Source organism: Alteromonas sp. CNT1-28, from assembly GCF_022348345.1.
GTDB classification, from domain to species: Bacteria; Pseudomonadota; Gammaproteobacteria; order Enterobacterales; family Alteromonadaceae; genus Alteromonas; species Alteromonas macleodii.
In genome coordinates, this window is sequence record NZ_JAKREZ010000001.1 from 183,200 (window position 1) to 203,126 (window position 19,927).

The 19,927-nt window shown below is 46.0% G+C and carries 16 protein-coding genes; 11 read left to right on the forward strand and 5 right to left on the reverse strand.

Features of this window, described 5'->3' with window-relative positions; all coding sequences use genetic code 11:
• The first annotated feature begins 157 nt into the window (after positions 1–157).
• The 3 genes from MHN02_RS00820 to MHN02_RS00830 are packed head-to-tail and all read left to right on the forward strand — an operon-like array spanning position 158 to position 3,316.
• The gene (locus tag MHN02_RS00820; protein ID WP_049585548.1) at positions 158–952 is read left to right on the forward strand and encodes a DUF4198 domain-containing protein; all 795 of its coding nucleotides are present in this window, start codon (positions 158–160) and stop codon (positions 950–952) included.
• A gap of 25 nt (positions 953–977) precedes the next feature.
• Positions 978–1,877: a calcium-binding protein gene (locus MHN02_RS00825; RefSeq protein WP_239244132.1), complete on the forward strand. Its 900-nt coding sequence runs from the start codon at positions 978–980 to the stop codon at positions 1,875–1,877.
• A complete protein-coding gene (locus MHN02_RS00830; protein ID WP_239244134.1) occupies positions 1,877–3,316 on the forward strand; it encodes a DUF2271 domain-containing protein in 1,440 nt (479 codons plus the stop codon). The genes MHN02_RS00825 and MHN02_RS00830 overlap by 1 nt, the downstream gene beginning before the upstream one ends.
• Before the next feature lie 104 nt (positions 3,317–3,420).
• Here the strand turns inward: MHN02_RS00830 and MHN02_RS00835 are convergent, their stop codons facing one another.
• The 4 genes from MHN02_RS00835 to MHN02_RS00850 all read right to left on the reverse strand — a co-directional run bounded on the left by MHN02_RS00835 (position 3,421) and on the right by MHN02_RS00850 (position 9,436).
• Positions 3,421–4,128 carry a DUF6445 family protein gene (locus MHN02_RS00835; protein WP_239244136.1) on the reverse strand — a complete coding sequence of 236 codons (708 nt, stop codon included), beginning with the start codon at positions 4,126–4,128 and terminating at the stop codon, positions 3,421–3,423.
• Positions 4,107–4,850 carry a SapC family protein gene (locus tag MHN02_RS00840; protein WP_239244138.1) on the reverse strand — a complete coding sequence of 248 codons (744 nt, stop codon included), beginning with the start codon at positions 4,848–4,850 and terminating at the stop codon, positions 4,107–4,109. The genes MHN02_RS00835 and MHN02_RS00840 overlap by 22 nt, the downstream gene beginning before the upstream one ends.
• Positions 4,851–4,876: 26 nt before the next feature.
• Entirely contained in the window at positions 4,877–6,445 is a 1,569-nt protein-coding gene (locus MHN02_RS00845; protein WP_239244140.1) for a tryptophan halogenase family protein, read from the reverse strand.
• Positions 6,446–6,529: 84 nt separating this feature from the next.
• On the reverse strand, positions 6,530–9,436 hold the full coding sequence (locus MHN02_RS00850; protein ID WP_239244142.1) for a TonB-dependent receptor: 2,907 nt from the start codon (positions 9,434–9,436) through the stop codon (positions 6,530–6,532).
• A gap of 541 nt (positions 9,437–9,977) precedes the next feature.
• Here MHN02_RS00850 and MHN02_RS00855 point away from each other — a divergent pair.
• The 5 genes from MHN02_RS00855 to speA all read left to right on the forward strand — a co-directional run bounded on the left by MHN02_RS00855 (position 9,978) and on the right by speA (position 15,496).
• Positions 9,978–11,135: an NAD(P) transhydrogenase subunit alpha gene (locus MHN02_RS00855; RefSeq protein WP_014980650.1), complete on the forward strand. Its 1,158-nt coding sequence runs from the start codon at positions 9,978–9,980 to the stop codon at positions 11,133–11,135.
• 2 nt (positions 11,136–11,137) lie between these two features.
• Positions 11,138–11,419, forward strand: a complete 282-nt coding sequence (locus tag MHN02_RS00860) for an NAD(P) transhydrogenase subunit alpha (protein ID WP_014951245.1) — start codon at positions 11,138–11,140, stop codon at positions 11,417–11,419.
• 11 nt (positions 11,420–11,430) lie between these two features.
• Complete coding sequence (locus tag MHN02_RS00865) at positions 11,431–12,819, forward strand: NAD(P)(+) transhydrogenase (Re/Si-specific) subunit beta (RefSeq protein ID WP_014951244.1); 1,389 nt, start codon at positions 11,431–11,433, stop codon at positions 12,817–12,819.
• A gap of 185 nt (positions 12,820–13,004) precedes the next feature.
• Positions 13,005–13,427 (forward strand): hypothetical protein, encoded by a 423-nt coding sequence (locus MHN02_RS00870; protein ID WP_039233749.1) that lies wholly within the window; start codon positions 13,005–13,007, stop codon positions 13,425–13,427.
• 158 nt (positions 13,428–13,585) lie between these two features.
• Entirely contained in the window at positions 13,586–15,496 is a 1,911-nt protein-coding gene (gene speA / locus MHN02_RS00875; RefSeq protein ID WP_014951242.1) for a biosynthetic arginine decarboxylase, read from the forward strand.
• Between the two features lie 43 nt (positions 15,497–15,539).
• Here speA and MHN02_RS00880 read toward each other — a convergent pair whose 3' ends face one another.
• Positions 15,540–16,688: a serine hydrolase domain-containing protein gene (locus tag MHN02_RS00880; RefSeq protein ID WP_014951241.1), complete on the reverse strand. Its 1,149-nt coding sequence runs from the start codon at positions 16,686–16,688 to the stop codon at positions 15,540–15,542.
• A gap of 299 nt (positions 16,689–16,987) precedes the next feature.
• Here MHN02_RS00880 and MHN02_RS00885 point away from each other — a divergent pair, with 299 nt between their 5' ends.
• Genes MHN02_RS00885 through MHN02_RS00895 form a run of 3 tightly spaced genes read left to right on the forward strand, consistent with a single transcriptional unit; the run spans position 16,988 to position 19,911 of the window.
• A complete protein-coding gene (locus MHN02_RS00885) occupies positions 16,988–18,430 on the forward strand; it encodes an Ada metal-binding domain-containing protein (protein WP_171337240.1) in 1,443 nt (480 codons plus the stop codon).
• Between the two features lie 14 nt (positions 18,431–18,444).
• Positions 18,445–18,993: a methylated-DNA--[protein]-cysteine S-methyltransferase gene (locus tag MHN02_RS00890; RefSeq protein ID WP_039221607.1), complete on the forward strand. Its 549-nt coding sequence runs from the start codon at positions 18,445–18,447 to the stop codon at positions 18,991–18,993.
• A 33-nt stretch (positions 18,994–19,026) separates the two neighbouring features.
• On the forward strand, positions 19,027–19,911 hold the full coding sequence (locus MHN02_RS00895) for a DMT family transporter (protein ID WP_039221610.1): 885 nt from the start codon (positions 19,027–19,029) through the stop codon (positions 19,909–19,911).
• Positions 19,912–19,927 lie beyond the last annotated feature (16 nt).

A 19,927-nucleotide genomic window follows, 5' to 3' on the forward strand; every position in this document is an offset into this window, starting at 1 on the left:
TGCGTCGGTTGATATCATTTTTATTTTTCTTAAATCGCGCCTGTCAAAGCGATTTCTTGACACTTCGTGCGTCAAAAATCGATCGCAATACTATTGATAACCATTATCATTTGCAATAGTATGATTTCACTTTTACACAACTAGAAAATAAAAAACCATGAAAAAACACACGCTCATCAGTTTACCCTTGCTTATTGCAAGCTGCTTCAGTGGCGCTGCTCTAGCCCACGTGGCTTACCTAAAACCGCTTCAGTTTGAACCGGTTAGAGGCGGTAAAGTCACGCTAGATGCATCTTTTGCAGAACAATTTTTTGTACCAGAAGCGGCAATTACCAATGCATCGTTTGAAGTGGTAACCCCTAGCGGCAAGCTAGTGAGTGTGGAGAAGGTTGTCGATCTGTCTACCCGTAATGTTCTTGAGCACACTTTAGAGGAAGAAGGGACTTACCAGTTTTCAACGGGTAAACGAATGGGGGCAATTTTTCGCGTGTATGAAAAGGACGGTGAGCGTGGCTCTATGCGAGGTAATGAAAAGCCTCTACCTGAAGGTGCGATACTAAAAGAGCACTTTCAATCAGTTACGTTTGCAACTACGTACGTAACGAAGAAAGGGCCAAGTGAACAGGCGTTAGCGCCAAGAAATGACGGCTTAGAGATCGTGGCAGTTAATCACCCTAACAGTTTGTTTGCCAACGAGAGTTTTAATTTCAAAGTTCTGTTTAACGGTAAGCCTGTTACCGATCATGAAGTCTCGGTGTACCAAGGAAAAGATCAGTTCGCCGAAGAATCTGATGTAGAAAAATTAACGACAAATGCCAAAGGGCAAGCGTCATTTACTCCTTCAGCACAAGATGTCTATCTGATGCAAGTAAGACTGCGTACCGACGCGCCTGAGGGTGCAGACGTGCCTACCTATAGTTACACCACCACACTTTCGTTCGAAGCCTACTAATTAACAAGGGTACAAGGAGATAATTATGTTTAAAACAGTAAGTTTAGCCGTTGTATCTGCGCTTTGTATTAGCGCTTCGGCAGTAGCTGCACCACATAGCGCCAGCGGCATTATATTGACCTATGACTTAAACAAAGACGAGTCACTTCCATTAGAAGAGTTCGTTGATGCCAGACGCGCTCGCTTCAATGCGTCTGATACCAACAAAGACGGTGTACTTGATGAAAGTGAATATGTTTATGAGTGGGAAGGCAAAGTAGAAAAACGGTTAGCTGAAGACAGAAAAACATCGGTAAAACAAACTCACATACGTTTCCATGCTGTTGACAGCAACGATGACGAGTTCATCACTATTGATGAAGTCAATGCGGTGGGTGAGCGAAGTTTCTCGCGTATGGACAGTGATAATGATGGTGTAGTTGCACTGGGCGACCCTGAACCAGCGCCCCGTCGCTCGGCGTCACAGGAAAAAGATGACAAACCTGAGCTAGTACAGCGCCCTATGTTGCGCATGCCGACCAGCCACAATATTGAAGGCTTTGTCACCTTATACGACCAAAACGGTGACGAAAAGGTAACAAAAGAAGAGTTTCACGCCGTTCGCAAAGCGCAATTCCAGCGTACAGACGAAAACAGTGATGACAAGCTTACAGAGCAAGAATACGTGCTTGAGTTTGAAGACAGACTGGATGCACAGATCGAGAAAACCCATGAAGGGCAAATTAAACAAACTTACGTTCGCTTTGAAGTTCTTGATACAGACGAGAATGGCAAAATGACATTTTCAGAGTACATGGTGTCTGGGTTTAATGCCTTTCATCGCTACGACACTAATGGTGATGGCTACTTAACGTTAGCTGATCCAGCGCCTGCGCCACGTCAGCAGGAGCAAAGTGACACCACCACTGCACAAGTCAGCGAATAATGGTTGGGCGTTTCCTTTTATATCTGGCGGTATTTACCGCCAGCTATGCTGTTAAGGCCGAGTTGTATGTGTTTCCTGCACCATCACCAGAAGCAACCTCCCACACGCTTAACACAGAAATAACCCTGTACGAAGAGCAGACACTTAGCGCCATTGAGCAAAAGAATATTGATCTACTGATTAAAGACACCTATCAAACGTTAGATAAATCAAACGCAACGAGTGCGCTTAGCGAAATTAATCAACGTTACGAAGGTACACTTCCGGCGTGGCTGTACAGTGCCATTAAGCGGTGCGAGGATTGGTTTAATCGGACTGAAGGTAACATAAGCTGCCGCAACGGTGCGCTTTATGACTATTGGGCCGAATATGTTCAAGGTAAGCATGACCTTTCACGTCGCGAAGTGAGACGTCTTGCTCGTGTGGCGCGCATTGCTGAGGTCAATTTTAATGACGATAACAGCGTGGCATTTGCGTCACCTATCCAGTGGGATTTATCCGAGTTCACAGCTTCTCTTGCCGCAGATCGTATTGCTAACTACCTGACATCAATTAATATTCGTTCTTACCACATTAGCGCGCAAGGGCTAGAAACCCACGCGTCGAACCAAGGTTTTAGTTGGCAGGGGACCGTGGCGCAAGAGGCTGTAATTCAAAATGGCCGCGCAACGGACGCTGTTAGTAATCCAAGTACCATTGCATTCATCAGGCCGTGGCAACGCCCAGTACTTTCTACTTCAAAGCTGGCGTCTTTAGAAAAAGGCGTGTTAAGCCACAGTGACGGTTGGCCTAGCGCCAAGTTTCAAGCCATATCAGTGGCGGATAACGCATTTGAAGCCATGTTGTTAGCACACTTTTCGGCAACCAAAACAGCGCAGCAAGCCATGGAGTTAGTTAACGCGAACCCATCACTAGCGCTGAAGTTAATTGATGAAAATGGCAGGGTATTTACCAGCAACACCTATACGGCTCGCACGTCGGGTAAAAACAAGGCTGAAAAAAATGGCCACGCCATCTCAATTGATATCACCTTACCGCTATTTGACATTGCAGATTATCGCGGTCCTTACGTAAGCGTGTGGATAAGCGACGAAAAGAACCGGCTAGTAAAAAGCTTGGCGCTTCGCGGCACCAGCGAAAGATGGCTAGGCGAGCTGCGCACATGGTGGCGAAGAGTGGGTCGGAAAAATGAAGGTTTAGTCGATGGGTTTGCCGGGGCTACAAAGAAAAACGCGCCCTTGCACATAAAGTGGGATGGATTGGATGATTTTGGACAAAGCGCAAACTCGTCGTCGTTAATACTTCACGTTGAAGTGGCTAGAGAACACGGTGGTCGTAGCTATGAGAAAATTCCATTTACCTTTGATAGCCTGACTTCACCAATAACCGTAACGGGCACGGATGAAATCGCGTCTATTACATTTTCACTAATGAATTAGTCGTCAATCTTAAAATTGCAGTAACGTAACGAGCACTACCAAAGGCAGCTATCGCAAATCGCTATCTGAAGTTTTCATAGCCCTCATTATTAGGGCTGAGCGTTTTACCCTTTAAACGTGATACTGGCGTTTGCGGTTAGCCTGCCTTCTTTCACATCAACAAAATCCGAAATATCGTTAGGTAAACAGCCGCTGTGCAGCAAGTTGGCTGGATACAACACGGCGCGATTAAACATAGGCTCAATACGGGCGATTTGGGTGAACATGGCGGTATCACCGTTTATGTACGCTTTAGGTGGTAACCCTACGCTGGTGGCTTGACGTTTTAAGGTTTTAAAATAGCCTTCGTATTGCGCTGCATTAACCCGCTCTAACCCCGTTTCAATATGTCGATAGAATGCAGTACCGCCCAAAGGAGCGCTAAACAGATAGTGCACCAATGCCCATTCATTATCCTTTTGTGTATCGATGTGCGGAATACATTGAATGGGCGATAAACTTTTCGGCGCTTGATTGGCTATGGAAAGTTGCACTAGGGGTATTTGAAGCGGCTTTTCCACGCCAAAATCTTGTAGCCCATTATGCGAAGCAAGTTGGCTAAACAGCAGTGGAAGCGAGGTATGTAGGTGTTCAACATACTCCTGGGGCGGGTGACTTCTCACCCCCGGATAAAAGTCGCCATCTTGTTTTGTAAATGGGTGGTGTTGAGCAATTGTTTCTACCAAACTCAGCGGGTCTGGTATGAAACCATCGATAACAACAATCGGTGTGGCTTGCTCACCAACCTTAATCAATTCGTAGTTTGAAACCATGCGTCTGCGTTATTATTCGCCTTGTTCTTTTTGTCGATAAGGGCATAGATTTGTGCGTTTGACGCTATGAGCGTGTAAATGCTTTGCAGCATGTGTTGTGCATGCAAATCAGCAATCGCGTCAGCACTAAGCGCCGCTAGCTTATCTTCATCAATGGTATATAACCCTGTTATAGACGTTTTGCTTTCGTTTTCAAAGGTAATATCTAGGGTGAATGGTGTGATAAGGTTGTGCTGTTGCAGCGCGGCAATAAAACATTGATTTTGCGTTTCACCGTCAAGAAGCTGAGCAAGGATCTGCTGCTTTTCTAACAGGTAGTTACTGGGCTCTCCCGTGTTATCAAAAAGCGGTGTGCCTTTTTCTTCGCTTACTGAAGCGTTATCCATATCAATGCACAGCACCCGGTTGCTGCTGTCAGCGCTTTGCGCTTCCGTTCCTACATAAAAAGGCAGGCGTTCAAACTGTGCCGGAATATAAACCGCATCCCATTCACCTTGCTGCCAAAATAGGTTTTCCTTTTCTTCAAAACCTAGCAAGGCAGATAAGCCAAATTGTCCTGAGTCGTCAAACTTGGTGATCACCACGGGATAGTGCACCACTAGCTTGTTTAGCTCAGAGACCACCACAGGAACAAGGTGCTGATTGGCACTGAGTGACAATGCATCGTCGGTTACTTTCAAATCTGCATGTTGTTTATTATTAATGGCAACCATGTGAGTCATACGTAGGCCCTGCTTATTGATTTACGTTAAACGGCCTGCAGGCCGAATTGGTGAATTTTATTAATAAGTTCGCGATGTTTAGGCAGTTTCTCCACCGCCATGCCGCGAGCTTTTCTGTTCTGCATCAACTGTTGCTTAGCAAAGTCGGCGTTAACCCATTGCTGATGTGCGCCTAAATCTGAGGTGAACCCCATACCGTACAGGACATACTGATAGCTTGCCGCGGGGAATACCTCGTTGTTGCTGGTAAAGTCTTTGTCACTAGGTGGGTGGTATTGCCACAGTGCGAGTAATTCTTTTAATGAATCCGGAATAGTATGACTATCGCGATTGTCCCGCCAAAATGCGCTGTCTTCTCGCTTACTCAACATGTAATGAAGCTTTAAGAAGTCGATAATTCGCTGCCAACGGTAAGAAAAGGTGTCATTAAAGCGCTTCGCCACAATATCCATTACGGCTCGGTTTGCTGGTAACTGTTCAGCAATCATTGAGGCAGACAGCTCCACCAGTACAAGCGCTGAGGCTTCTAACGGCTCTAGAAAGCCCGCCGCTAGCCCAACAGCCACGCAGTTATTTTGCCAAAAGCGCTGCCTGTGTCCGCTTTGAATAGTAATGTCTTTTACGTTTATCCCATCTATGCCGTTTAACGTGCTGGTTTGGCGAACGTATGTGTCTAAGCGAGCATAGGCGTCATCTTTACTCTGATGCCTACTGGAATAGACGTGGCCTACACCTCGGCGTGACTGCAAACCGATATCCCAAATCCAACCGGCGTCTTGTGCGGTGGAGATAGTGTGGGATGCAATAGGACTTTGCGGGGTGTCATAAGGCACGTGTACTGCTAATGCTCGGTCTATAAAAAGTACATCGTCACAGGGAATAAACGGCACCTTGTAGTGTTCGCCGAGCAGCATAGATTTAAAGCCGGTACAGTCAACAAAGAGGTCGCCTTCTACTGTTACCCCTTGCTCGGTATGAAGGGCTTTGATATCGCCGTTATTGCTGCTTTCGACGCGGTTAACGTCGGCCAGCACATGGTGTACACCTAGTTTTTCAGTGCAGTGTTTGGTTAAAAAGGCGGTAAATTTTCCTGCATTTAGGTGATAAGCATAGTTAGCGGTGCCTGCAAACTCTGCGTGGCGTATGCTTTTAGGTGCACAACCTGCTTCGCATATCGCTTCCTGAACACATACTGCATGGGAAAAAGACTCGTTTAATTCCGGTGCTACAGTCTGCCAGTAAGGACCTAAATTTGTTTGCGAAAACCCTTGAGGCAGCATGAGAGGGTGGTAGTAAAAATCGTGCTCTTCACCAGTGGTCCACTTAGCGAATTTTGCACCTTGCTTGAATGTGGCGTCGCATTCTTTGATGAAAGTGGTTTCGCTAATACCCAATGCAATTAGTGTTGAGCGCATGGTAGGCCAGGTGCCTTCCCCCACGCCAATAATAGGCACATTGGGGCTTTCTACTAAGGTTACTTTAATGTCCTTGCGGGTAGCGCATTGATGTTGCGCTGCAATACGACCAGCCGTTAGCCACCCTGCGCTACCGCCACCAACTACTACAATGTGCGTTATGGGAGTTGCTGTTGTCATACTGATTTCCTGAATAAAAACTGTGGCTACCAAAGGGTAGCCACGAATGTGGGACCAACAAATGTCGGCCCCAATTACGCGAAACTAAAAGTTTCCGCGCACACCGAAGGCCCAACGTCTGCCGCTGTCTTCAACCAACAGCAAGTGATTAGAGAAGCGACCGCGTTTATGTACAAACTCTTCTGTAAGGTTAATACCTTCAAAGAAGATTTCTACATTGTCTGTCACGCTGTAGCTACCGCTAATGTCAAGCTGTTGATAAGACTCAACAATGGTTGGGCCGTCACCCTGCCCTTGTGTTAACGACTGAACAAACTCATCACGCCAGTTATAGGCAAGGCGAATTTGATAATCGTCAGTTTCATAAAATGCCACCAAGTTGTAAGAATCACTTAACCCGGTTAGTGCAAATACCTGATTAATATCGAATGGATCGAGTTCGGCGTCACTGTCAACGATAGTTCCGTTGGCAAGCACCCCAAAGCCATTATCGAAAGTGTGCTGAAGCGCAAGCTCGAAGCCGTCTACCGTCGCGTCTTCACCGTTATTTGGCAGAGTATTGGTAAACACAGCAACGTCGTCACTCGCATCTGGCGCGCTAGCGTTAGCGCCTGTAGAGGGGTCTGTTAGCAGGCTGCCGTCAGCAAGCTCGAAGGTTTTGTCTTCTTGGCTATTAACAATAAAGTTCGATACCAGCTTTCTGAAGTAACCAATCGATGCATAACTTGCTTCGTCATAGTAATACTCTAGTGACAAGTCCAAGTTGTCCGATTTGAATGGCTCTAGTGCAGGGTTACCACTGGTAGACGTTAAGTCACCACCTTGGCGGGTGGTCGTAATTACGGTTACCGGCGACATGCTGTTAAGCGTAGGGCGAGTAATAGTTGAACTCGCCGCAAAGCGCGCAATTAAGTCGTCGGTAATTTCCAAACGTACGCTGAAGTTTGGCAATAGCACGTCGTAATCAGACTCAGTGGCAATACTTTGCGCATCGCCAAAACCAGCCAGCATTTCGGTTTGATCCAGAATCGTTAAGCCCGTTATTGGCGCTTGCGTTCCGTTAACCGTCACATCCGTCATTTCATAACGCACACCAGCGGTTGCGCTTAAGAACATGTCTGCAACTTCGCCTTCAAAGTCGAATTCCATATAGGTAGAGATAATATCTTCTTCAACTTCAAAGCTGTTGTTACGGCGCACCGCATCAAAACTAATCGAATCACCATTTACGCTTTGATAGTAAGATTCTAAAAACGCAAAGTTGGCTTCGCCATCGTGGGCAAGCCAAGAGGTGGGCATGCGACCGCTACCACTTACGTCAGAAAGAAAATCGCTGCCTGCGTCAAAAACGTATTGGCTGCCTGCTGGGATCTCGGGCAAGTCTGGGTAACCACAGTAAGTACAGTGAATACCTACACCTTCATTGTCCCAACGGGTAAGTGATTTGGTTTCGGTGCTGTACTGTGCGCCAAAGCGAATTTCAGTTAAGCCGCTGCCATCGGTTACGTATTCGCCGTCAAAGCGCAGCTGGCTCACTTCATCTTCTACCGCCCAGCCTCGACGCAGCATTACGTGAGCTCGGCTGTTAGCTTCATCAAGATGATTGCTCACACCATCAGGTGTCAGTGCAGGGTTGTATATAGGGAATCCGTCAGGACCAGTAACAATCGCGCCATCTAGTTCTTGTTGTCCGCTATAAATATTGTCATTAGGCGAAGCGAACATGCTGGCAACTGGTAAAATGTTGTCATCTACTTGGAATCGTACGCGGTTGGCATAACCAATAAGTGAAAGCTGATCGCCGCCACCATTATTGGCTTCGCGTTCGGCTTCTGAATGACTTAAATCAAACGATAAATTCAGATTATCAGAGTACTGGTAATCAAAGTTAAGGCCTATGGCATAGGTATCAGTTAAACGGTCGAACGTTTTGGCGTGCATATCTGTCGCCAAACCTACCTCTTGGTATAAATCGACAATAGTACCGTTTGCATCAACCGTTGGGCTGCGGCGATTGCCGTTTTCATCAAACAGGCTGCCGTCATCACCTACACCCTGAATGTTAGGCGCGGTAAACCAGTGGCCGTACGACGTTGCTTCAGATTCTACGTCAAAATCTGAATACAGTGCGTCAGCAGTTACAACCAGTTTGTCGTTAGGTGCATATTGGAATACAAGATTAGCGTTTGTTCGGGTACGCTCTTCAAAGGTCACTTTGTGATCGTAGTTTCGCGGTGAAAATACATTGCCTGTCCAAGCGTCGCCTGACTGCGTAACAGGGTTTGGCACGCCAACGTTCTCTAGCCAACCGTCCATCTGAGCCTGGTTAAGGCGAGTCTCACGCTCTTGGTGTGAAACGGCAAGTAATACACCGAAGGTGTCGTCATTGAACGTGTTGCTAATAAGGCCAGAAAATTGCGGCGTAGTTTCTTCGCTATTTTCGTCGTACACGCCTTTTACCGAGCCCGCCATTTTAAAACCGTTTAATGCGAACGGGCGCGCGGTATTAATATTAATGGTAGAGCCTACACCACCAGACTGCATTGTGGCCGTTGACGTTTTATGCACATCAAGGCTGCTTACTAACTCAGAAGCAATCGTGTCGAAACTGAACGCACGCGAATCGTTTTCAGACGCCATTTGACGGCCATTTACCAACACGGTGTTAAACTGTGGTCCAAAACCACGTACGGTAATTAGCTGGCCTTCACCGCCTGAACGGTCGATAGATACGCCGGTAATACGCTGTAGTGATTCAGCTAAGTTGGTATCGGGAAAATCACCGATGTCTTCTGCACTAATGGCGTCGACTACGCCAGCAGAGCTGCGTTTAACATCCATCGATTTTGCAACCGATGAGCGGATACCACTTACCTCAATCACTTCTACGTCTTTATTGGGTTGCGCGTCTTGGGCAAATGCACTATTCGCAGAAATAGCCGACGCTAAAACTGCTGCCACTGAGCATGCAAGCTTGGTTTTCCTATACATGATGGTGTGTGTCCTAATCGTTAATTTTAATGCGCCTTATGGTGTGCACCCCACTTGGCTTTCTCTCACAGCTTTTCGCTGTTAATTCATCAAGACGACACGGTTTGTAAAATCCCCCAAATTTATTTAACAATTTTTTAAATTAATTGAATCGCCTTATTTAAAAGGCGTGATTTCTTCAACATCGATTAGCGTAATCCACCTTTACGTGTGTTTAAAAAATGCACAATTATTAATGTATTCACAGAATAAATGCTTCTTCATCTACTTCATTTATCGTCTGTATGCCATTTCTATATAAATATTAGTTATGACTCGTAAGTAAATGATACTAGTGATGTATGCCCATATAGCGTAGCTTTGCCGCAGTTTTGCTTGAAAAATAAGCGGGATAAGAGGTGCTATTCGAAGCAAAATAAATACAGAAATTGCCTGTTCTGTTTTTGATTTCGCTAGAGAATGCTAGGCATAAGTGAATAAAATGGCTTAGTACTGTTTAAAGGGTGTCATTCTCGGATAGCCGGAATGTAAGGAGAAGCGTGTGAAAATCATAATATTAAATGAGTCAAAAGCGCCAGATCCGCTAAATAATGTGGAGAAGCGATGTGCGGCTACACCTAGTAGTGCACAGCGTCTGGTGAAAAAAGGGGCGACCTTACTGCTAGAAGCGGGGGCGGGCGTACACTCAGGGTATTCAGATAAAGAATACAAAGATGTAGGCGTAACTGTCATCGATGATGTGAATGATGCATTATCAACAGCAGATATGCTGGTGGCAGTAAACAAACCCACCGATGCACAGCTAGCGTTGATGAAAAAAGGGGCCATTGTGGTAGGCCATCTCGACCCTTTCTTTCAGCAATCGCTTGTTGAGTCTATTGCAGAAAAGGGGCTAACCGCTATTTCTGTAGAGATGATCCCTCGTTCTTCTCGTGCACAAAAAATGGACGCATTGAGCTCGCAAGCGAGTCTTGCGGGTTACGTAATGGTGATGCAGGCGGCGAATCAATTGCCATCAATATTACCTATGATGATGACACCGTCAGGAACAATAAAACCAGCAAAGGTATTTATTATTGGAGCTGGCGTAGCGGGTCTTCAAGCCATAGCAACCGCGAAACGCTTAGGCGCAAACGTACTTGCTTATGACACCCGCCCTGTGGTGGCTGAGCAAGTAGAATCGCTAGGTGGCAAATTCCTTAAGATCGACATTGGGGAAACAGGCCAAACGAAGGACGGTTATGCAAAAGAACTGACCGATGAACAAAAAGCGAAGCAGCAAGAAGCGCAACGCGACGCGATTGCCGACTCTGACATTGTTATTACGACAGCGCAGTTATTTGGTCGCAAGCCACCAGTGCTTATCTCAAAAGATACATTAGCACTCATGAAGCCGGGCAGTGTGGTTGTAGATATGGCCGCAACATCAGGTGGTAATGTTGAAGGTTCGGTTGCTGGCGAAACCGTTGAAGTTAACGGTGTAAAGGTAATTGGTAATGGTAACTGGAGCCAGTATGTGGCTAAAGCCGCCACCGACATGTACGCCAATAACATCTACAACCTTGTGGATGAGTTCTTTGACGATGAAACCAAAACCTTTGGGCTGAATTTAGAAGACGACATTCTGGCCGGCTGTGTTATCGCCCACGACGGTAGCATCACCAACGACATGCTTAACAACGCATACAAAGGAGCCTAATCATGGAAATCATTTACCTACTTTTCATCGTGCTACTGGCTGCTTTTTTGGGTTTTGAGTTAATTCGAAAAGTCCCAGCAACCTTACATACACCCTTAATGTCAGGCTCTAACGCGATATCGGGTATTACGTTAGTGGGAGCATTGGTAGCCTCGGGTAGCGACAACAATTTGCTAACGACCATTCTTGGTACCGCAGCTGTGGCGCTGGCCAGCATCAACGTGGTGGGTGGCTATCTTGTTACCGATCGCATGCTTGGCATGTTCAAGAAAAAAGATAAATAAGGAGTACGCAAGTGAGTGATATCGTAACCGTAATAAACCTTGCGTACGTAGTAGCTGCGGCACTATTTATACTAGGACTTAAGTTACTTAGCCATCCAGATACCGCGAAAAAAGGTAACTTTATTTCTGCCATTGGTATGCTGGTTGCTGTCGTCGTCACCCTGCTTGACCAGCAGATTATTAGCTATCATTACATCCTGCTAGGTTTTGTTATTGGTGGCGCCTTTGGTGCGTGGAAAGCTAAGACCGTTGAAATGACGGCAATGCCAGAAATGGTGTCGTTATTTAATGGCTTTGGTGGCGCAGCGTCATTGCTTCTGGGTTGGGCAACATTAGCCGGAATGAGCCTAATTACTCTTAAAACGGAAAGTGCGTTTACTTTTATTACCCTGTTTTTCACAATTTTAGTTGGGGGCATTACGTTCTCTGGCTCGGTGGTAGCCTGGGGTAAGTTGTCAGGAAAAATGAGCTCTAAAGCCGTTATTTTCACAGGGCTTCGCGAGCTAAGCATCTTGCATCTAATTGGCATGGTGGTGATTGGTTATTTCTTTACTACCGACCCAAGCAACCCACTTTGGATTTACTGTGCTATTGCGTTGTCACTAAGCTTCGGCTTGTGGGCTACCATTTCAATTGGTGGTGCAGATATGCCGGTGGTTATTGCGCTTTTAAATAGCTACTCAGGTGTAGCAGCGTCGGCGGCAGGTCTTGCTACAGGCAACACAATATTGATTGTTACCGGTTTACTAGTAGGCGCTTCAGGCTTAATTCTTACCAATATTATGTGTAAGGCCATGAACCGTTCATTGATGAATGTGTTGTTGTCTGGCTTTGCCAAGCCAGTAGAAGCCGGCGAAAAAATAGAAGGCGAGATTAAAGTACTGTCGGCGCAAGATGCATTTTATGTATTAGAAGCAGCGCAAGCAGTACTGGTGGTGCCTGGTTATGGTATGGCGGTTGCGCAAGCGCAGCATGCGGTACGTGAACTTCAGTCGTTGCTAGAGGAAAATGGCTGTACGGTTGACTACGCCATTCACGCTGTAGCGGGGCGTATGCCGGGCCACATGAATGTGTTATTGGCAGAAGCTGACGTGCCTTATGACCAACTATACGAGATGGATGACGTTAACCCTCGTATGGAAAACTATGACGTGGTTATTGTTATCGGTGCAAACGATGTAGTTAACCCAGCAGCCAAAGAGATGAAAGGCAGCCCTATTTACGGAATGCCAGTTATCGAAGCACATCGTGCGAAAACGGTCTTTGTACTTAAGCGTTCTGCGAATGCCGGTTTTGCCGGTGTAGACAACCCGCTGTTTTTCAAAGACAACACACGCATGGTTCTGGGTGACGCTAAAGACACCATTAACAGCATTATTCGCGAGTTCGGAGACGACTAATACAGCGTATCTCTTTGATACATCTTCTATAAAGGCCTGTTTAAACACAGGCCTTTTTATTGGGTATTAAACTTAATTACAAAGTACTCAACTATAGTTGTAGTTGATGCTTATCAGCTCTAGTATGTGAATGCTATAGATGTTGAGTTAGCTATTCATATAGTCGCATAGAGATGTACGAGTAAATGTCTACGACCCCTTTTCATATTGAGCCGTTTAGAAATTGTATTTTGGTCACGCTTCGCGGTAAGTGGGATATGTCCACGAACATTCAGTACCTTGCTAAGCTTTCTGATTGCTTGAAAACCCGTAAAGGCCGACCCTTTCACTTATTTGTAGACATGCGTAGTTGGCAAATCCCCAATTCTGATACCTTCAATCAAATAAAAGCGCCCATTAAGTTAGATAGGCGAAGTCAGCTCAGCGAGACATGGCTGGAAGATGAAGCAACAGATGCTGATCACATTGCAGAGAAGTTTTTTAGCGCGCCATCAATTAAACTGGGATTTGAACTTGAACGTACTCAAAGCATCTCAGAGTTTATAACCCATTGTGAAGAAAAAACAGATAACGTTGTTATAGATTATGTTCGAACTTGGATAGGCTAAAAAAGCCCGCGTTCGATAAACAAAATTCGTCGCGACAATAGATATTTTATATCGCAACAACTATCGCGTTCAGTCTTACGTTGACTATAATACGCTGCTTATTTTCGCACTTTCTATGCTAGGTATTGGCCTAGCCCACTTACAAATAGGTGAATAAATTGTCAGATTGGAGCATCGAAGAAGCGGAGCGCGTCTATGGCGTGTCTCAATGGGGTGGCGGCTATTTTCAAATTGGTGAAAACGGCAACGTCCATATTACCCCTGTTCCTGAAGATCCTAGCATTCGAATCGACTTTAATTCGGTAATTGAAGATATCCGCAAAGAAGGCGTACAGTTTCCTGTTGTTGTGCGCTTCCACGATATTCTGCGCTCGCAAGTTGCAGGCTTGAACAAAGCATTTAGAAGCTCCATCGAAGAAGCCGAATACCAAGGCCAGTACCAAGGTGTGTATCCGGTAAAAGTAAACCAAATGCGCGAAGTCGTTGAGGAAATTGTCGATGCGGGCAAGCCATTTAACTATGGCTTAGAAGCGGGGTCAAAAGCCGAGCTTCTGACTGTGCTTGCCATGAATACCAACGAAGAGTCTCTGACTATCCTAAATGGTTATAAAGACGACGAAGTTATGCGTCTAGCACTGCTAGGCAGAAAGCTGGGTCGCCGCGTTGTGGTAGTAGTTGAAAAATACACCGAGCTTCTTCTTCTGGTAAAAATAGCCAAAGAGCTGGATATCGATCCTATCATTGGTGTGCGCTCGAAGATGACTGTGAAAGGTCGCGGCAAGTGGGAAAGCTCTGGTGGCGAACGTGCGAAATTCGGTTTAACCATTACTGAGATCATTAACGCAGCCCGCTACCTTGAAGAGCAAGGTATGGCGCATTGCTTGAAGCTACTTCATTTCCATATTGGTAGCCAATTAACAGACATTCGTGCAGTTAAAGAAGCGGTAACCGAAGGCGCGCGTATTTACGCAGACCTTCACAAAATGGGCTTCGAGCTAGATTATGTTGATGTAGGTGGTGGCCTTGGTATCGATTACGACGGCAGTAATTCAACTAATGAATCGTCGCGTAACTACAGCATGCAAGAGTATGTTGCTGACGTTGTCTATGGCATGAAGGAAATGTGCGACCTTGAAGGCGTACCGCATCCGCATCTGGTTAGTGAAAGTGGACGTGCAATCACTGCGCATCACAGCTGTGTTATCACGGAAATTGTGGGCGAAATTAAGTCGAATGCGTCGCAAATGGATACATCAGCGAAAGCGGGTGAACACTTCTTCCTTAAGAATATGCGCGAACTTGCAGACACGTTTGATGAACAAACGAACATGCATGAAATTTACAACGATGCGTCGCAGTATAAAGAGCAAGCGCTAGATGCATTTAAATTACGCGTGTTGTCACTTGAAGAGCTGGGCAAAATCGAAACGCTGTACTGGCAAATTATGGGTCGCTTACAGCAGTGGTATCGCAACGAAGAATATGTTCCAGAAGAGCTTCAAGAGCTAGATTACAGTTTGTCGTCTCAGTACCTTTGTAACTTCTCTGTATTCCAGTCGGCTGCTGATACATGGGCCATCGACCAGCTGCTGCCGGTAGTGCCTCTTATTCGTATGAATGAAGAGCCAACGGTCAATTGCTCGCTAGTGGATATTACCTGTGATAGCGACGGTAAAATTGATCAGTTCACTATTGGCCGTGAAATTACTGACGTACTGCCAATGCACCCACTTAAGAAAGATGAGCCGTACTACATTGGTTTGTTCTTAACGGGCGCTTATCAAGACGTTATGGGCGACATGCACAACTTGTTTGGTCGCTTAAATGAAGTGCATATTTACAGCTATGACGACGATCCTGAAGACTTTTACATTGAAGAAGTGGTGAAGGGGTCATCGGTAGAAGATGTACTTAACGTTATGCAGTATAACCCGCGCGCAATGGCATCAGACGTAAAACGCATGATAGACAAGCAAGTGTGGGACGGAAAATTGAACCCTCGTGAAGGGGTTCGCTGGACTGATTTTTACGAAAACTGTTTGGCAGGTTATACCTATCTAAAACAGTAGCGTTTAATATCTGAATGAAAGTACCGAAAAGCCGATGCCGATATTACTTATCTGCGTCGGCTTTTTTCAAGTAACGCTTCCAAAACTCGGCTGTCGTTGAATTAATCATATTCGACTCTGCATTCATCAGCATCACATAGCCAACTTTGTGTTCAGGCAAAAACGCCACGTCAGCACGATAGCCTTTTACCCAACCCCCATGATAGTTAAGCTGTAATCCATTTAAGTCGTAAATACGCCAACCCAAACCATAGTGAGCATCGTCAATCATGCCGCGCCAACCTCTGCGGTAGGTTTCGCGCTTCGTTTTCACGCGCTCTGTAGTGACATAGTCCACCATTTCATCGGATATGACCGTGGGGAACTCGCCTAGCAGCGCTTGCAGATAAATCGTCATATCTGAAATGCTAGCGTTAACGCCAGCAGCTGGAGAGAACCGATAGTAGTTGCTTTCTACCTTTCCCTCGCGCCATTTATTTCTGGCGATAGCAATATGAGGTTGAGCCCATGATTCTGATGCAAACAATCCGCCTTTTCCAACACTGGCTGTTTTCATGCCTAGTGGTGCAAACAGATTGGCCTGAAGCTGTCGTGAGTAAGAGGTATTATTGTTACTGAAGTAGTATTCCAGCGCACCAAAGAGTGCATTTTGATAGGTATAGCATTCACCCGGCGCACACAGTGGTTCAAGCTCGCCCAGGGATTTAAGCACGCGCTCCAGCGAGTAGTCAGCTTCAATAAGGTTGTCGTAAGCGTTGGGCATAAAGCCACTAGATTGGCCAACGATATGTTGCAGTTGCAGCGCATTCATTCCTTTGCCTTTAAAAGGAATGTCGGGTAATAAGGTGGTTATCGGTGTTTCCCAGCTAAGCTGGTTTTTTTCTACAAGTTTAGCTGACAACAACGCAGTAAAGGTTTTTGATACAGAAGCTAGCCTGAATACTGTGTTCTCTGTAACTTTCTCTCCGCCGCGTTTGCGGGTACTTCCATATACGTAAACCCTTGGCGCTTTGCCCTGTTCATAAAACACAAACGCATAACCAGGCACGTTGTATTTTGAGGCTTCCTTTTGAACGTAACTAGCATAGTCATCAAGCCAATCCGCAAAAGCGCTTTGTGTAATGACCATTAGCATCGCTATCAGCCAAATTTTAGACAGGCGCAGCTTGAAGGTGCGCAAAGAGTTCAGCATACAGTCAGCTCGTTAAGCCTGTGGTTTTCTGATACATCCATCAGGCGCTCATTATTATTATCGCATTATTATGCGTTTAGCTGCTCCAATGATCAAATGTCGCTAATTATGCTCACTATCTCTTCAATGATTTGATTTATTCTAGCGGTAAGCGAACCGTTGTAAGAATATGCAAGAAAGGAAGAAAAGTTCGACTAGCAAGGTTTGTAATTATTGAGTTCTGATTTTGTCGCACCAACAGGGCCAATGCACGATACACTAGATAAAGGTGATAAACGACAGGTGGGAAGCGCATTCTAATGCCAGACAATCTTTTTGTCTCAGACATGGGGGCTTCAGAAAACTCAACAACTGCTGAGTCAGTGCTTTCAAAAGCAAGACTTAGCAGAGATCCTCGCTTTGACGGACGATTTTTTGTGGCGGTAAAAACAACCGGTATTTTCTGTAGGCCAATCTGTCCAGCGCGACTTCCTAAAGAAGAGAATGTGACTTACTTTCAACACGCCACACAGGCAATGGCACATGGTTATCGTCCATGTTTTCGCTGCAGACCAGACAGTGCACCTCGTTCAGCGGCGTGGAAAGGCGTGGGTGCAACGATTAACCGAGCGTTGTCGCTGCTATCTGTTATTCCCATTGAGCGCGTTGCGGATATTGCTATGCGGTTGGGTATTAGTGAGCGGTACCTAAATAAGTTGGTCGTCAATGCTGTGGGCATACCGCCTAAGCAGTTTCAAAATATGCAGCGCACTTTGTTTGCAAAGCAGCTTATTCAACAAACTCATTTATCTATGACAGATATCGCAATTACGGCAGGCTATCAATCACTGAGACAACTGCAGCGGGCCATAGAGCAATATTGCGCTACGTCTCCTACCCAGCTTAGAAAAAAAGAGCCGGTTCAACAAAAGGCTATCTCTTTATTTCTTTCTTATCGGCCGCCTTACAATTGGCCCTATGTACGAGATTTCTTGGCAACTCGCGCTATTGAAGGAATGGAACGAGTAACGGACGAGAGCTATGAACGATACTTTTCATGCAATGAAAGTATAGGCTTTTTTAAAGCTACTCACGACGAGGCGCGCCACGGATTCAAACTTCTCATCGACATGCCTGATTTAGGTCGTCTTCATACGATAATTGAAAATATAAAGCAGGTACTAGATCTTCACGCTGACCCGATTTTAATTGAACAAAGCCTATTGCAGTCTGGGTTACCGCCGAGCAAGTTAACGCCTGGGCTACGCCTTCCCAGTGCATGGAGCGTATTTGAAAGTGGCTGTCGGGCTATTGTAGGCCAGCAAGTTAGTGTAAAAGCGGCTATTGGCCAGGTGACTTTACTGGTACATCAGCTGGGCGAAACGGTCTCTGATGCGCTCCCGTCAAACGGTCTTGAATCTAAAACGAGTGAACGCTACAGCTTTCCCTCGCCTGAAAGTGTGGCCGAAAACAGTCTTGAATTCTTACGTATGCCACAGGCGAGAAAAGAGGCCGTACGTCATTTTGCTCGTTTATTCATAAACGGCAACATGCCAAGCCACGAAGACATACTCGCCATTAAAGGCGTGGGCCCGTGGACGCTCGACTATTTAAAAATGCGGGGGGAGAGAAATCCTGACGTCTACCTTGGCGGTGATTTAATCGTTCGTAAAATGGCGCAGCAGTACCCCGTAGCGCCCGAAAAAGCGGCACCTTGGCGCAGTTATTTAACCCTTCAATTGTGGCAGTTAAGCAATCAGTAAAGAGAGTCGTAAGTATGAAATATACAGATTTCGTGAACAGCATACAGGGGCTTGTTAAAGTTGAAGCCTCTGATAAAGGCATAACGGCTATCGAGTTCGTGAGTGCCGCTGAATCAGGTAATACGGCCAACGCGAGGCAGGGTGGTATAGGCAGAGAAACTGCAGCGCAAGAACGCGTGCTAAGCAACGGCTTTCATTCGCAAAAAAACGCCATCACCGAAGCAGCGTGCAGTCAATTACAGGCATACTTTGACGGTACATTACGCGAGTTTGACCTACCGCTTTGCCCTAAAGGTACGGCGTTTCAGAACCAGGTGTGGGATGCCTTGCAGCAAGTTAAATACGGCGAAACGGCCAGCTATTTAGATATCGCAAAAGCCATTGGCAACCCAAAAGCTGTCCGCGCCGTGGGTATGGCAAATGGTCGTAACCCTATTGCTATTGTTGTACCTTGCCATCGTATAATCGGAAGTAATAAAACCCTAACGGGCTACGCAGGTGGTTTACCGCGTAAGCAGTATTTACTTAATTTAGAAGGAGCCCAGGGGGTGCTGGGGCTATAAAAGAATGGGTGATAAGAAAATGGTGATAAAAGAATGGCAATAAGAGACATTATCGCGCTGCTGGTGTTAGCCGGTATCTGGGGCGGTTCATTTATTTTCATGCGTGTTGCCGCACCAGAATTTGGCATCTATGTATTAGTAGCCATTCGTACCGTGCTTGCTACAGCGGTATTGCTACCATTGCTGTTAATACGAGGGTCGGTTAAAGACATAAAGCGACACTGGTTGGCCATTGCGCTAGTGGGCATGGCTAACACTGCGGTGCCTTTCGTCCTGTTTAATTACAGCAGCCTACATTTAGAGGCAGGGGTGAATGCCATTTTAAATGCCACGGCTCCTATGTTTGGCGCCATTGTCGCTTGGCTGTGGTTAGGTGACAAACTAACAAAGTCAGCAGTAGCGGGGCTTTTTGTAGGCTTTGTAGGCGTAACCGTTATTAGTCAGCAAAAGCTCGGCGAGGGCGATATTAGTTTTCTTCCTATTTTGACTGCATTATTGGCCACCACTGGCTACGGCATAGCGGCATGTATGATGAAAAAATGGCTACAAGGGGTTAAACCTTTAGTTGTTGCAACAGGTAGTCAGGCCATGGCAAGCGTAATGCTGGCACCTTTCGCCCTTGCAACTCTGCCCGCCACTATGCCAAGCGTAAATGCGTGGGTTAACGCGGTAGCGCTGGCTGTCGGTGGCACGGGCATAGCGTATATCTTGTATTTCAAACTCATAGCTGACATCGGCCCAGCCAAAGCCATTACCGTAGCTTACTTAGTACCACTATTTGGCATTATTTGGGGTGTACTGTTCTTGCAAGAGCACTTATCGATTCAAACCATTGTGGGTGGTTTAATGATTTTATTCGGTGTGGCGTTAACCACAGGCGTTCTCAAAAGAAAACGCCTCAAAATTAAACCTGCTTAGATTAGCTTGAACTAGG